This is a genomic window from Kitasatospora sp. NPDC059146 (assembly GCF_042786665.1).
GTDB lineage: Bacteria > Actinomycetota > Actinomycetes > Streptomycetales > Streptomycetaceae > Kitasatospora.
Genome location: NZ_JBHZCY010000007.1, coordinates 67,000 through 80,388 on the forward strand (window position 1 = coordinate 67,000; position 13,389 = coordinate 80,388).

A 13,389-nucleotide genomic window follows, 5' to 3' on the forward strand; every position below is an offset into this window, starting at 1 on the left:
CCCCATTGGGCCCAGGGGGCCTGTTATTGGTGTAAACCACCCCGCGTCCCCACGGTGGGGCCCATGTGTTGCGGGTGGGGGGGCCCCCGGCCGCCCCCCCCCCCCCCTTCGGCTGCCGGGGGCGGACGGCGGGTCAGGCGCGGGTGGGGGCGGTCCGGATGACGGCGAGGACGAACTCGACCGCCTCGGCCCAGGTGCTCAGGACGGCGGGCTCGCCGGTGGCCTCCACCGCGAGACGGCGGCTGGTGAGCTGGCCGAGCGCGGCCTCGGCGGTGCGGTGCACCTCGTCGGGGTAGACGAAGTCGGCCTCCAGTTCGGTGAGCAGTTCGCGGGTGCCGGTGCTGATCCGCGTCGTCAGCAGGCGCAGCGTCTGCGGGTCGACCGCGCCTTCGGCCGGGCCGGGGCGCAGCACGGTGCTGGTGGCCCGCAGCCGGGTTCGCTCGGCGAGCTCCTCGACCAGGCCGAGCAGGCCGGCTCGGCCCTGGGCCAGGTCCAGCTGCTCCTTGGCGTTGGCGATCCGGGCGGAGGGGATCCGCTGGCTGGGGCGCTGGGCCTCGTCGTACGCGCGGTCGGCGTCGATCGCGGCCGCCTGCCGCTCCTTTCGGGCGGTGCGCCAGGCGAAGCGCCGGGCCGGGTCCTCCAGCCAGCGGCCCAGCACCACCAGCTGCGCCAGCGGGTCGGGGGAGTGCTCCATGTCCAGGTGGGTGGCCATCCAGGTCGGCTTGCTCACGGGGTCCTCCTATATAGGGGAGAGGGGGTGGGTGCGTCGGGCACCGTCGACCGCCGCCGCCCCGTACCCGGGGCTGGCCGAGTTCGGGGCAGCGGCGAACGACAACCAACCGACGTGGTCAGGCGGTGCGGGCACGGTTGCGGGCCGCGCGGCGCTTCATCGCGCGGCGCTCGTCCTCGCTCATGCCGCCCCAGACGCCGGCGTCCTGGCCGGTCTCCAGGGCCCAGGTCAGGCACTGCTCCATCACGGGGCAGCGGCGGCACACGGCTTTGGCCTCTTCGATCTGCAGCAGGGCCGGGCCGGTGTTCCCGATCGGGAAGAACAGCTCGGGGTCCTCTTCGCGGCACACCGCGCGGTGGCGCCAGTCCATCGGTTTCTCCTTCTTCTCTGTGTCGTGGGTGTTCGTGCTCAGACGGTCTCGGGGAACCGGGCGGTGCGGGCGCGCTGGAGGAGGGCGGCGACGGTGTCGGGGTGGGCGGCCTCGTCCAGGACGTGGCGCTGCTCCAGGAGCGCGCCGCTGGCGGCCGGGGCGGCCAGCGTGCGCTCGGCCCAGAAGGTCAGGGCAGCGACGCCGGGCTCGGCGAGGACGCGGTCGCGGCGCTCGTCCCAGGCGGAGCAGTGCGTACGGATCCGGGTCTCGCCCAGGGTGCGCACGCTGATCTGCCAGGGCGACTCGGTCCGAATGGCGAGGACCTCGTACATGTCGTTCCAGTAGCCGCAGCGGTAGATGCCGCCGACCTGCTGCGGGCCGAGCTGGCGGGCGACGTAGCGGCGGTAGGCGGCCTGCTCGCGCCGGGCCTTGACGGTCGATCCGGTGGTGCTGGTGCTCTTCATGACGGCCTCCGGCCGGGAAGTTCACGGGCGCGCCCGCTGCGCCCCAGGCCGAGGTCCGGGGCGCCGCGGGGGGGGGGGGCGGGGCGGGCGGTGCGGGGGCCGCGCGGGGGCGGCGGCGGCTCGGCGGGCCCGTGTTGTCCGGGCGCGGCCCCGCGCCGCGCGGGGGGGGGGGCGGGCGCCCCGGGGGCGCGCGGGGAGGGGCGGTCGGTCAGCTGGCCGCGCGGACGCGGCAGCGGATCTGCTTGCCGATCGGGGACGGCTCGACGGTCCAGCCGGGGGCGAGGATGTCGATCAGGGTCAGGCCGCGGCCGGACTCCGCCTCGGCGCTGTCGGGGGCGGTGTCGGTGCGACGCGGGGCGGTGTCGGCGAGCGGGTCGTGGACCGCGACGACCGCGTCGATCCCCCGGGAGCGGTAGACCTCCACGACCAGCGGGACGTGCTCGCCGCAGGCCCGGATCGCGTTGCCGAGCAGCTCGGACAGGACCAGCTGCGCGGACTGCGCGGTCTCCAGGTCGACGCCGTGGGCGACCAGGACGGTCAGGGCCAGGGCCCGCACCGTGTGCACGGTGTCCTGGTCGGCGGTCAGGTGCGCGACGACGCCGCCCGGGCACTGCCGCAGGTAGAGGCCGGGGCGGGGCGAGGGCAGGACCGGGTCGTGCCCGGTCAGGCCCTGCGCGGTCCCGGCACCGCAGGCGGTCGCGTTCATCCCGTACCGCCCTTCGGCTTGTCGGACTTGGGCACCGGCTTCCCGCCGGCGAGGCTGCGGACGACCGCCAGGTCGGGCACGGAGGTCACCGCTGGCCACCTCCCCGGCGCTCCAGGGCCCGGCGCAGCAGCTCGTCGGCGTCCGGGTCGCTGTCACCCGGGGCGAGGGTGAGGTCGCGGCGTGCAATGATGTTGTGCAGCAAGGTCGTTGCCTCTCTCATAGGCGGCGTACTCGAAGGCCTCGGGAGGGCAAATCCCGAGGCCTTCGGCTTTCCCAGGGGCGGCTCCTGCCGTCCCCCGTCGTCACCCCTGCGGGGCGGGAGTGGTGACGACGGGGCAATGCAGGGACGGCGACGGTCAGGCGGTCGGCCGCACCGCGGAGGCGGCCCTCCAGCCAGGTGGCACGGCCGGGTGGTGGCCGCCCCGCCAACGCAGGCCGTGCTGTAGGGGGCTGGCGTCGGCAACCATCTGCCTCTCGGTGGGCGTACGGGCCGGCCCGCGATACGTCGTCGAGCGTCCGGCCCACACCTCCAGGGCGACGGTCCTGTCCAGCAGGTCCTGCAGAACGCGTCGGGGCAGTCGGGCGTGAAGCACGGTTGATCTCCCGGGGGTATGCGAAGCGGCGGGCCCGGTCCCGGGCCCGCCGCAGGCGGATGAAGGCGTGTTAGAGGGTCGTCCAGGTCGGCTGCGAGCGGGCCGGGACACTAACCCGGTGCTCCGCGGTTCAGGAGGGTCGGCGCTTGCGCACCGGGTTGTTCGCGAGCGTCTGCTCGGCGGAGCGGCCCTGGGGCAGCGGGCGATCGCCCTCGGGCACCTCGATGCCACGGATCGGGGGACGTGCACCGGCCAGCGGCTCGCGGCGGGCGGTGTCGGCCTCGTCGACCGCGCGGCCGACGTCCTTCCAGGCCTTCGCCCGCACGGCAGGAGCGGTCCTGGTACGGGCCCGCTCCTCGACGCCCCGTGCCGCCCGCTCGACCGCCTGCTCACGCAGCCGCTTTGGCTCCTGGTTCTGCCTCCAGAGGTACTCCACGTACAGGCGCTGCCCATCCCGGCACCGTCGGACCTCACCGGCACAAACCGAGCAGCGAACGCGGTGCTGCTCGAAGGCCGCTCGGGCGGAATCGGCGGTCGGCTCGGCGGGTCGGAGCTGGGAGAGCGCCGGAACCGCCGGCGTCGGGACCTTGCGCAGGACCCTGGTCGGCCGACGAGCCCCCGCCTCCGCGGCCACCTCCGCCCGCTGCGCCGCCCACCGCTCGACGGTGAGGTCGGCGGTGATGCGGCGGTTGGTGTTGGCACACCAGCGGGTGTCGAGGGTGCCGGCCGGGTCGGTGTGGTGCGGGACCAACTTCGGGGTCGTGCCTCCCATGCCGGTGATCGGGCACCAGGTCTTGCAGGCGGGGCAGACGAGGTGCTCGGCGCCCGGGGTCAGCTCGATCTGGTTGTTCGGCAGGGAGGACAAGGCGAGGGGCGCGAGAGCGCTGATGTTCTTCGTGCGAGTGCGGCGCTTGCGCTTGCAGGCGACGTCGGTCGAGGGGGCCATCGGAAACTCCTTAGCTTGGAGTGACGAGGGGACGTGATGCTCTCTCCGCCACCGAGGCCGGCTGCTGCCGAGTCCTAGGGAGCGGACAGCGCATCAGCGCTGTTCCAGGACAGATGCTGTCGGGGGATTTCGATGGAGCTATCAACCCCGACGCAAGAGCGTCTGCCCTCCGCGGCAAGCCGCGGACGGTTGGTTCTGCGGGGGTTTCCCCCCGTTGCCTCCATCAACTTACATAGGTCACCTAGTCATCGTCAAGTAACCTGGGTTATGTCATTTACGTGAGGAGGTGGCTACCATGACGGGCATGACCGAGCCTCAGCCCTACCGACGCGTCGAAAACGCGATCCTCGCCGACATCAGATCCGGCCATTTGCGCCCCGGAAGCAAGGTTCCCAGCGCCAAGGAGCTGGCCAGCATGCACGGCGTCGCGATCGGCACCGCGCAGAAGGCCGTCGGTTCGTTGAAGGACAAGGGCCTTGTCGTCACGGTTCAGGGGCTCGGCGCCTTCGTGTCTGACGTCTCGGCAGACCGGCCGCCGACCACCGAGGAGCGGCTGGCCGCTCTCGAACGACGAGTTGTCGAGCTCCAGCAGGAGATCGACGAACTCCGAGGTGTCGGACAACCTGCGTAGCCTCCCCGATGCCGGTGTGCACCCCTCCGTGGGGCCATCACCAGGATGATCGGGAACAGTGACTGCGCGTGATGGGCTCCCGTGCGTACAGCGTGCGACCGGTGTGCGGGTGTCCACGGACAGAGCACGGAAGGAGTGGGAACGTGGGTGCTATCGATCAGTGGACCGGCCATGAAGCGACGCTGCTGCAGCGCTGGCTCCGAATGTCCGTAAGACAGTTCGCGGCACGCCTCGGCGTCAACCCGGCCACCGTGACGAACTGGCGGAAGGGAGGACGGAACGTCGTGTGCACCCACGAGACGCAGCAGATCCTCGACCGTGTACTAGACCTGATGCCGGCGGAGGACAGGAGCGACTTCCTCGCGCGGGTTCACCAGGACCTCGCAGGTCCCCAAGTCCGGGCTCTCGGCTCCGGCTTCACCGTGGTCTCGCACCAGTTCCTGCCTGTTCACCTCGGCCTTGATGCCAGTGCCCTGTTCCAGATTGCCGACTCGCACCCCTGCGGCCCGGCGGACCTGGAGCAACGCATCCTCGCGGTCCCCGGGACCAGGACCTCGATCCACATCTTCAAGTTCGGCATCGCGGTCGCACACCTCAGCGAGCAGCTGACGTTCAACAGCCTTACCGAACTGGCCCTCTGGCGTTACCGTTCGTACGGCCAGAATCGCGACTTGGTTCGAGGCCTGCTCGCGGACCTCGTCAACCGGCAGACCGGCGGAGCAGCACGGGGCATCCCGGTGCCGGAATACGTACTGTCGGTCTACGAACTTGGGGCACACCCATGGCACGGTGCCGACCTAGACACCGCGCTGCAACTGCTGGCGACACCATCGGTGCTCGTGGATCGGACCGACGACTCCAACCCGGTTCCCTTGGGCGCCGAGGTCGAGAGCCACCGGTTCACCGAGCGGTGGGCACACCCCGAGTCCGTCATGTTCCGTGGCGCGGTGTCACGCGGGGTCGCTGGCTGGTCCGGCATCGCCTACCGGCCCGAAGTCGGTGAACGGGCCCTGTCCATCGACGACATCGTGGCTCTGCAGCTCGACACCCAGGCGCTGTGGGCCTTGTCCGCCCACCTGCTGCGCCTGGTCGAGGAGGGACTCGATCCCGAGCTGCCGACGCCGTTCGGATGGCGCTGGCTCCGGGGTGCGCACAGCAGGTTGGTGTCAGCCCGGCCGACGGAGAGCGCTCAGCACCGGGCACTGCGTGCCGCAGTCATCGGTACCAACGACCTGTCCCAGCGGTTGCAGGACGCATGGGGTGCCTTGAAGGAGGTCTCGTGACCACCCGGTTCGCCGAGGTGCGGCAGGACTCTGCCGTCCTGGTAGCCGTCGACGTGCAGGCCGGGTTCGTGCGGGAGTCGAGCGAGCACGTCGTGCCGACGATCGCCCGCCTGGTGAAGGCCTGGCAGCTCAGCGGTGGGGCGACGATCATCGCCACCTTCGCCAATGCGGAGGGCTCGCACTACGAGCGGATCAGCGGCTGGACACGCCTCCGCTCGCCGCAGGAGCAGGCGCTGGCCCCGGAACTGGCGCCTCTGGCAGCCGCTGCCACCCAGGTCGTCAAGAAGACCACGTCCAGCGTTTTCAAGGCGCCCGGTGTGCTGGAGCTCTTCCGCACCAAGGGGTGGACGGACGTACTCCTCTGCGGGATCGATACCGACAGCTGCGTGCTGGACACCGCGACCGACGCCTACCAGTACGACATCACCCCCTGGCTGGTGACGGACGCGTGCGCCTCCTCCGGGGGACTGGAGTACCACGACGCAGCCCTCCTCCTTGCCCGCCGGAACCTCGGCGGGCACCTGCTCCTCACCGCCGACGACGTCCACCGCACACTCTCCGCAGGAGGGCTCCAGTGACCCGCACGACCCAGCTGCTCATCGTCGGCGCCGGCCCTGCGGGCTGCCTGGCTGCCACTACGGCGGCCAGCGTCGGCATGACCTCGCTGCTGATTGATCCGTCACCAGTTCCCGGCGGCACGCTCTGGCGTATCGGGCACCTCGCCAACTGGCCCGGCTGGACGGACGGCCTGAGCTACGCCCGCGCCCTCGGCCAGACGTTGGCCGGGCTGGACGTCCACTGCTCCTACCTCCAGGGGAGCGTAGTCAGGGTCGAACCCGGCGAGAACGAGGTCCGGGCCGTCCTGTCGGACGGCACCAGCGTGGTGGGGGAACTGCTGGTGGCAGCGACCGGCGTGCACACGGCGGAGGCCACCGAGGTCCCGTGGATCACGTGCGCGCAGGCCCTCCCCCAGCTCACGGGCACGTCACCCTCGGACCTCGGAGCCCTGACCGTCGTCCTGGGCGGGGACAGGCCTCTGGGGACATGGCTTCGGACTCACCGGGACACCGACCAGAAACTCACCGTCTGTCACCCTGCCCGAGACACCTACAAGGTCGACGAAGTGCGCGCGGATCCACGTGTGCAGCTGCACCCGGTGCGGGCGGTCCGCGTGACCGGTTCGGGGCCCTTCGAGCTGGACGTCCTGCTGGCCGACGGCTCCCAGGAGACGGTGGAGGCCGATTCGGTGGTCACCAACGTCGGCACGGTGCCGACGTCGCTGCCGGGCTTGGCGGCTGGCGAGGACGGGTTCTGCCCTCCTGCGATTCAGCATCCGCGCGTCCTCACGGCGGGTGACCTGTGTGCCAGGGACGGCCAGCGGGTCGCCACTGCGGTCGGCAGGGGAACGGACGCCGCACTCACCTTGTACTACCGCTTCCTGCGGCAGGCGGTGTGATGAGCGGTCAAGCCCGACACACGAGTGATCGCAGTGCAAGGGCATGCCCGCAGTGGGCTCCGGTGGGTTTAGGATCAGGTGCGGACCGTTACTGGCTGGTGGGGGGTGGAAGCCCCGCTGGACGGTGCGAGACGCAAAAGGTGAGGCCCCGCAGCATCCGCGGCGGGGAATTTGTGGAAGTCCCGCCGGACTCGGTTGCCCGGGGCCGGTGAGCCAGGAGCTGTGTGGTAGCGGCTCGACTGGCTCGGTAGCTACACCTTTAGCTAGAGGAGGTGTGCGCTGTGATCCAGCGTACCCGTTGGACGGCCCGCCGGCGCAATAGTCGTCGGCCGATGTCGCGCGGCTCACTACCGTGCCCGGCCGCTGCGGCCGAGTACTGGTCCATGTCTTCCCTGTTCGGTGGCATTGTCCGCTCGGCAGGGGTCACCCGTTCGCGTGTCGCCCGTGTTGAGGGCTTGATCCGATCGGGTTGCGTCTCGTTCCGTGTCGTCAGGAGCGAGCGGTTCGCTGTGGCCGCTGCGGGCGGCCGGCGTGTGGGGGTGGGGATGACCTAGGCCTGCGGGGGCGGCGCCTCCATCCGCTTGTCCTCCTTGCAGGGAGGTATTGCGGTGGCGCCGCCCGGGAGCTCGACCGGTAGCAGCCGGTGTCGCGCCCAGATCGTCCTCGTGAGGGACCGCCCTGCCACGGGCCTGTCGCCTCGTACCTCATTCGGTTCACCAGAACCAGCTCAGCCCCACCGGGGCTTTCGCATGCCCTCCTAATGACCTCCCAGGAGAACAGGGCCATGATGCAGCACAGTGCTGCCCAAATCCAGTCCGGCATTCCCGCATGCCGGCAGAACCGTCCGTTTTCGGCCTTCCCGGCTGTGCGGGCGTGTCGCATGGTGCTGTCGGCCGCCCCTCGGGGTGTCCGGTGAGCGCGCACGCGATTTTGGCGTCCCGTCCTCCCGTTCCCGGGCCTCGTCCGGCGGCGGGTCGCCGGTGGCTTCGTGCTGTCCCGAGCCAGCGGGAGTCGCCGGAGGCGCTGCTGCTGGGCGAGCCGATGCGTGTCCGGCTGGAGGCCGCGGTACGGGCGCTGCTGGCCGACGAGTCGGTCGTCGGGCTGCCGGATGCGGCGCGGCTGGCGGCGGTCGTGCTGCTGGCCAAGGGCTCGGTGGAGTGGGGGGTGACCACGCTCTGGTCGGGTGAGCTCGCCCGCTGGCTGGGCGTCAGCGTGTCCATGGTCAGCCACAAGGTACTCCCGCCGCTGCGGGCCCGGGGCGCGGTCCAGACCCGCGAGCACGTGAACGAGGACGGGCACGTGGTCGCGCTGGACCTGCGCTTGGAGGCGGTGGCGCGGGTGCGCCATGCCCGCGACCGGCGGCATCCCCTCGCGCTGACCCGCGATGAGCTGGCCACCCTGCTGCGGCTGTGCGAGGCGTTGTTCGGGCCTGGGTGGGAGCCGACGGGCAAGCCGGCGATCCCGCCGGGCCTGCTGGCCGAGCGGGATCGCCGGGGGCACGGGGCGGCAACCGACCGGCTCGCTCTGCTGCTGCTGGTCCTGTCGTGCCGCGAGGACGGCTGGCTCAAGCTGTGCTCGGGCTCGTTGAAGGCCCCGGAGCTGGGCCGCGGCGCGGCCACGCTCGCCCTGCTGCTGCGCGGCGGCCAGTCGAAGGTCTCGCCGGTGCTGGCCGGCCGGGTGCTGGGGCGGCTCCAGGCGGAGGGCCTGGTCGAGGTGGAGCTGGAGGACGGCGGCAACGGTGTGCCGACCGGCAAGGTGCGGTTGCTGCCGGTCGCCGAGAAGCGTGCCGAGGTCCGGGCGGCAGCGAGGAAGCCGGCCCCCGGCGGCACGGTGCGCCGGGCGGCGAAGCGGACGGTAGAGCCGGTCGAGCCGCCCGCCGCTGAGGCGTGCGCGAAATCGGAGGACTCCCGTGAGCCCGAGGCCGCGTCTTCGTCGGCTCCGGAGAGTGCCGACGGGGATCTTGGTCGGTCGCAGGAGCCCACTGTCGGCCCGGCAGGCCCGCGACCTGCGGAAATGGCAGACGGTGTAGACGGTCCGGCGGATTCTGAGAGTGCCGACTTCCACGCTCCCCACGCTCTGGTGGCTGGTGTTGGTGGTTGTGCTGAGGAGGTGGGTGGCTTGTCCGGCGCTTGCGCCGTTGGGGTGACCCACCGTCGGCCGGAGCGCGCGGGTGCGCGCGAGGATGCCCAGGTTGCTGGCGTGCCCGCGCTGCGGCTTGTCATCGCTGGCCCGCTGCGCGGGGAACAGCAGGTCACGACGCACTCGAACACCCAGGGGACGGGCACCTTCGGGGCCACCGACTGCCTGCCGACGCGCTCTGCCGCGGTCCCGGCCGGGCTGGAACCGGTGACCTCGCTGTGGCTGAGCATCACCAGGGACCACCCTCGTCAGCTGGTGCTCGCGGCCGTCGCCCGGGAGCTCGACCGGCTGGCCGGCTGGACCCAGCCCGAAGGCGCCCTGCGGGCCCTGCACCGGCGCTTGGAGCGGCGCCTCGACGCCGAGGGCGGTCCCGCAGGCGTGCGCGACGCGGTGGCCTGGCTGCTCGGAAGGGGCTTGCCCCAACGGCGGCAGTGCGGACACCGGGCCTGCGACGACGGATTCCACAGTGCGACCGGCACGATGTGCGAAGGCTGCACCGAGGCCTTGGCGGCCAAGCGAGCGCGACGCCGGGCGGCTGTTCGCGACGTCGTCCTGGCCACGCCCGAGCTGTCCTTCGAGGACCGCCGCCGGCTCATCGAGCAGCACCTGAGCGCCCGCACTACCGCGGCTGCCGAGCAGCACGTGGCGCAGCTGGGCGCCCGTCTGCGCCGGGAGGCCGAGGCAGCCGAGCGGGCCGCTCGGCACGAGGCCGAAGCCCGGGTGGTTCCGTGTGCCGACTGCGGTGCCGCGCTGGCGCGGGGTCTGTGTGCGTCGTGCGCGACGGCCCGGCAGACGCAGGCCGTGGTCGAGGAGTACGTCAACCTGGCGCTCGCCTTCCGCGCCGACCTCCGCGACCACCGGAGCTGCCGCAAGGTCTTCGACCAGGCGAACGGCGAGCTCACGGCGGCGATGCGCGAGGCCGTACGCGAGGCCGAGGACCAGGGACTGGCGGACCCTCACGGGGTGGCCTCCAGCAACCGGTTCACCGCCCAGGTGATGGCGGAGAAGATCCGGGAGGAGGCACTGGCCTTCCTGGCCCGGACCTCGACCGCCGATGCCGAGGCCGCACAGGCCTGGGAAACGGAGCAGCAGCGCTACGCGGATCGCCAGTGGGCCCGGGCGGCCGGGGACCGGGCCGCGGCGCAGGCTCGGCAGCGGAGCGCGCGGTGGCTCCTGGAGGAGCGGTTGGACGCGGTACGCGGGATGTGGGCCGGCCGGCCAGCCCGGATTCCGGGGCGCCCGTGACCGGGACCGCCGTCGTCGGACCGCCCACGCGAAAGGCTCCCGCGGCAGCGACCACCGGGGAGAGCGCCACGGTGCTCCGGGGTGCGTGCGAGGGCACCGTCGCGGGCCTGCCGGGACAACCCGTGGCACGGTCATCGATCAAGTCGGTCTGCTGGACGGGGGATTCACGGGATGATGTCTGCCATGCATCAGCGCCTACCGCACCAGGGGCCTGGGGATGCCGTCAGGCCTTGACCTGGCCACGCGTCTTCTGCGGACCTACCGCCGACAGGCCAGGTTCCGCCATCTCGGCCACCCCGCGGGGGCGGTTCCGCCGCAGCAACGTCGTCCACGCGGCAGCGCGCCCGAGCTGCTCGGCGACGTGCTCCTGGCCGACCTCGCCCAGATCGACCGCTCCCGGCTCACCGTCCAGGGCTTGGCCTGGGGCCAGGTGGTCGGCCCCGACATCGCGGCGTACGTGCAGCCGGCCGGGTTCGACGCCCGAGGCACACCGCCACCCGGCGCTCGAAGTCGTCCACCGGCCGTCGACCACCACGGTGCCGCGGATCGGCTGGACGCAGAACCTCCCCGTGGCCGGCCTGGCGACGTGGGAGGACGTAGGCCTGGCGGAGAAGGACCTGCCCCTGTACGACCTCGAACCGCTCACCGAGGGCCGGTCAGCCGGCGGAGGCTACAGTGCGGCCGTGTCCGCTCAGACCTTCGCGCTATTCCGCTCACACGGCCTGGCGGCGCAGGCCTGCGCCGGATGCGGCATGGCTGTGACCGACCGCCACCCCCACTGGCCGGGCGTCTGGGTGAGCGTTGAGCACGAGTTCGGGCCCTGCTGCGACCGGTCGCTTCTCGGCGACGGGGCCCAGCAGCGGGTCGGGCATGTGGTGCGGGCCGCCGATGCCCGCCCGGCCGGGGCGCTGACCGGTTGGGAGCCGCAGCAGCCGTGCCAGAACTGCGCGGCGACGGTGACCGACCAGCATCCCGACTGGCCCGGGCTGTGGGCCGAGGCCGGCCGCCACGGCAGCCCGGTCTGCGCGGTCGTCGGCAACGTGGGCGACGACGCCGGGGCGTACGACCTGCTCGACTACGTGTACCCGCACGTCCCGGCCGGGCTCGACAGCCCGGCCGCCGCCGCGATCCAGGCGGCGAAGAAGGACGGCTACTTCCTGCGGTACTGACCGGCCGGGGGCCAGGAGGGCGAGTGCGCGGGCGGCGCCGGTGCCCGGTGCCGACACGCACCGGCATCTGGGGGACCGGTCTGCCTTGACCTCGGCCGGGGCTGCGGAACCGGTCCTGACTGTTGCGGGAGTCCACAGGACCTGTCATGACCTGCGGATATTCTCCTGTTCTGTGATCATCGATAGAACCGCCAAGATCGTTCCGACCCGGTACAACAGCCGCGAGCTCCGCAAGGCGATGGGCGGGCTGATCGCGGCGGCGGACCACGATGACCTCCTTGCCGCCTGGATATGGACAACCGAGGGATGGCTCCTACGCCAGACCTACCACCGCCTCAGCGAGCAGCTGGACAAGGTGGAGCACGAGATCAAGGACGCCCGGCGGCGCCTGCGCGCGGACTGGTCCGATGCCATGGACCGGACCCCTCAAGAGGTTCGCCAAGCCACCACGCGCAGCCTGGAACAGCTGATCGAAGCCCTGGAAGCAGAACAGGTGGTCATCCGGGAGGGGATCAACACCTGCGCAGGCGCCTGGAAGAGCATGAGCCAGGACTTCGGCATCGACCCGATCCACAAGTTCTCGGACCGGACACCCGCGGATCCCTCCCCCGCCGAGTGCCTGGACGACGTCTGGAACCGGACCGACCACAGCCCCGAGCGGCTCGCGGCCCTTCTCGCCGACCACCGCACCGACATGCACGTCGTCGCCCTCCGCGAGCAGCGCCGCCGCGAGTTGCTGGGCAACGGACCCCTTAGCGTCGAGGGGCAGTTCCTGCGTGACGTCTACCAGGCGGTGGTCGGCTACCGGGACCGGGTGGCCGAGGAGAAGAGGCAGGCCGACGGCGGGAAGCACCCGGGCCGCGACCGGTTGGCGCTGCCGATGAGGATGATGGAGGTGCACGCTGTTGAACGCTGCCGGTGGTGGGCGCTGATCCAAGAGCGGAACGCCGCGCAGGAGGCGGTGGACGCGTGCGCCGACGTGTGGGATGAGATGGCCGAGGACTTCGGGCTCGTACCGGTGGACCAGACCGCGCCGCGAAGGGCGGACGGTCCGGCGCGGGTGGTCGCCCTCGCGAAGATGAGCAGGGACGTTGAAGCCGCTCACTCCCGGCTTGACCAGATCCTGTCCGACCACCGCGAGGCCGTGCACGGCGAGGCGCTGACGGCGAACCGCCGCATCACCTACCTCACCAGCGGGTCGTCTGTCGGCCTGGACGCGATCGCCGAGTTCAGCTACCGCGACTTCGAGACCCTCGTTGCCGACCTAGCGGCACGTGACGGACTGAGCGTGAACCGGGCCCAAGGAGGCCCGGGAGACCTGGGCGCTGACGTCACCGCAGTCACGCCTGACCAGCGCAGGGTCGTGTTCCAGGCCAAGCACACCTCGACATCGCGCACGATCGGCACTCCTGACCTCCAGCGCTTCAATGGAACCGCGAGACCCCACCACCAGGCGGACATAGCCGTGATGATCACCAACGGCAGGTTCTCCGAACCGGCACGGAAGTTCGCCGCCCAACACCGCATACAACTGGTGAACCAGATCGCCCTCCGAAGGTGGGCGACCTTCGGAGACCCGCTCTCCGAGATCGTCGACATGGCTCCATCGATGACCTGACCGACACGTCGGCCAGCCGTCGAAGCAGCTCCGCCAGAC

The 13,389-nt window shown here is 71.7% G+C and carries 13 protein-coding genes; 7 read left to right on the forward strand and 6 right to left on the reverse strand.

The window, feature by feature from the left end:
• Positions 1–133: 133 nt before the first annotated feature.
• From ACFXPX_RS04740 to ACFXPX_RS04765, 6 genes are all read right to left on the reverse strand, one after another.
• Positions 134–730, reverse strand: coding sequence for a hypothetical protein (locus ACFXPX_RS04740; protein ID WP_380591592.1), 597 nt, complete (start codon positions 728–730; stop codon positions 134–136).
• A 118-nt stretch (positions 731–848) separates the two neighbouring features.
• On the reverse strand, positions 849–1,100 hold the full coding sequence (locus ACFXPX_RS04745; RefSeq protein ID WP_380522410.1) for a WhiB family transcriptional regulator: 252 nt from the start codon (positions 1,098–1,100) through the stop codon (positions 849–851).
• Between the two features lie 38 nt (positions 1,101–1,138).
• Positions 1,139–1,564: a hypothetical protein gene (locus ACFXPX_RS04750; protein ID WP_380591594.1), complete on the reverse strand. Its 426-nt coding sequence runs from the start codon at positions 1,562–1,564 to the stop codon at positions 1,139–1,141.
• A gap of 208 nt (positions 1,565–1,772) precedes the next feature.
• Positions 1,773–2,270 (reverse strand): ATP-binding protein, encoded by a 498-nt coding sequence (locus tag ACFXPX_RS04755; protein ID WP_380591595.1) that lies wholly within the window; start codon positions 2,268–2,270, stop codon positions 1,773–1,775.
• 85 nt (positions 2,271–2,355) lie between these two features.
• The gene (locus ACFXPX_RS04760) at positions 2,356–2,490 is read right to left on the reverse strand and encodes a hypothetical protein (RefSeq protein ID WP_380522413.1); all 135 of its coding nucleotides are present in this window, start codon (positions 2,488–2,490) and stop codon (positions 2,356–2,358) included.
• Between the two features lie 503 nt (positions 2,491–2,993).
• Positions 2,994–3,809, reverse strand: coding sequence for a hypothetical protein (locus ACFXPX_RS04765; RefSeq protein WP_380591597.1), 816 nt, complete (start codon positions 3,807–3,809; stop codon positions 2,994–2,996).
• 304 nt (positions 3,810–4,113) lie between these two features.
• Between ACFXPX_RS04765 and ACFXPX_RS04770 the strand changes: the two genes are divergently transcribed.
• The 7 genes from ACFXPX_RS04770 (at position 4,114) to ACFXPX_RS04800 (ending at position 13,350) form a co-directional block, all read left to right on the forward strand.
• Positions 4,114–4,440 carry a GntR family transcriptional regulator gene (locus ACFXPX_RS04770; protein ID WP_380591599.1) on the forward strand — a complete coding sequence of 109 codons (327 nt, stop codon included), beginning with the start codon at positions 4,114–4,116 and terminating at the stop codon, positions 4,438–4,440.
• Positions 4,441–4,583: 143 nt separating this feature from the next.
• Positions 4,584–5,723 (forward strand): XRE family transcriptional regulator, encoded by a 1,140-nt coding sequence (locus ACFXPX_RS04775; protein WP_380522416.1) that lies wholly within the window; start codon positions 4,584–4,586, stop codon positions 5,721–5,723.
• On the forward strand, positions 5,720–6,301 hold the full coding sequence (locus ACFXPX_RS04780; protein ID WP_380591601.1) for an isochorismatase family cysteine hydrolase: 582 nt from the start codon (positions 5,720–5,722) through the stop codon (positions 6,299–6,301). Before ACFXPX_RS04775 ends, ACFXPX_RS04780 begins: the two co-directional genes overlap by 4 nt.
• The gene (locus ACFXPX_RS04785) at positions 6,298–7,179 is read left to right on the forward strand and encodes an FAD-dependent oxidoreductase (protein WP_380591603.1); all 882 of its coding nucleotides are present in this window, start codon (positions 6,298–6,300) and stop codon (positions 7,177–7,179) included. The genes ACFXPX_RS04780 and ACFXPX_RS04785 overlap by 4 nt, the downstream gene beginning before the upstream one ends.
• A 912-nt stretch (positions 7,180–8,091) precedes the next feature.
• Positions 8,092–10,563 (forward strand): hypothetical protein, encoded by a 2,472-nt coding sequence (locus ACFXPX_RS04790; protein WP_380639579.1) that lies wholly within the window; start codon positions 8,092–8,094, stop codon positions 10,561–10,563.
• A gap of 752 nt (positions 10,564–11,315) precedes the next feature.
• Positions 11,316–11,732: a hypothetical protein gene (locus ACFXPX_RS04795; RefSeq protein ID WP_380591607.1), complete on the forward strand. Its 417-nt coding sequence runs from the start codon at positions 11,316–11,318 to the stop codon at positions 11,730–11,732.
• A gap of 172 nt (positions 11,733–11,904) precedes the next feature.
• Positions 11,905–13,350: a restriction endonuclease gene (locus ACFXPX_RS04800; RefSeq protein ID WP_380591609.1), complete on the forward strand. Its 1,446-nt coding sequence runs from the start codon at positions 11,905–11,907 to the stop codon at positions 13,348–13,350.
• Positions 13,351–13,389: the final 39 nt, after the last annotated feature.

Bases quoted from the DNA above. Each gene is read 5' to 3' on its own strand.
- ACFXPX_RS04745 (WP_380522410.1), bottom strand. From the start codon at position 1,100: ATGGACTGGCGCCACCGCGCGGTGTGCCGCGAAGAGGACCCCGAGCTG.
- ACFXPX_RS04750 (WP_380591594.1), bottom strand. From the start codon at position 1,564: ATGAAGAGCACCAGCACCACCGGATCGACCGTCAAGGCCCGGCGCGAG.
- ACFXPX_RS04755 (WP_380591595.1), bottom strand. From the start codon at position 2,270: ATGAACGCGACCGCCTGCGGTGCCGGGACCGCGCAGGGCCTGACCGGG.
- ACFXPX_RS04760 (WP_380522413.1), bottom strand. From the start codon at position 2,490: ATGAGAGAGGCAACGACCTTGCTGCACAACATCATTGCACGCCGCGAC.
- ACFXPX_RS04765 (WP_380591597.1), bottom strand. From the start codon at position 3,809: ATGGCCCCCTCGACCGACGTCGCCTGCAAGCGCAAGCGCCGCACTCGC.
- ACFXPX_RS04770 (WP_380591599.1), top strand. From the start codon at position 4,114: ATGACCGAGCCTCAGCCCTACCGACGCGTCGAAAACGCGATCCTCGCC.
- ACFXPX_RS04795 (WP_380591607.1), top strand. From the start codon at position 11,316: ATGGCTGTGACCGACCGCCACCCCCACTGGCCGGGCGTCTGGGTGAGC.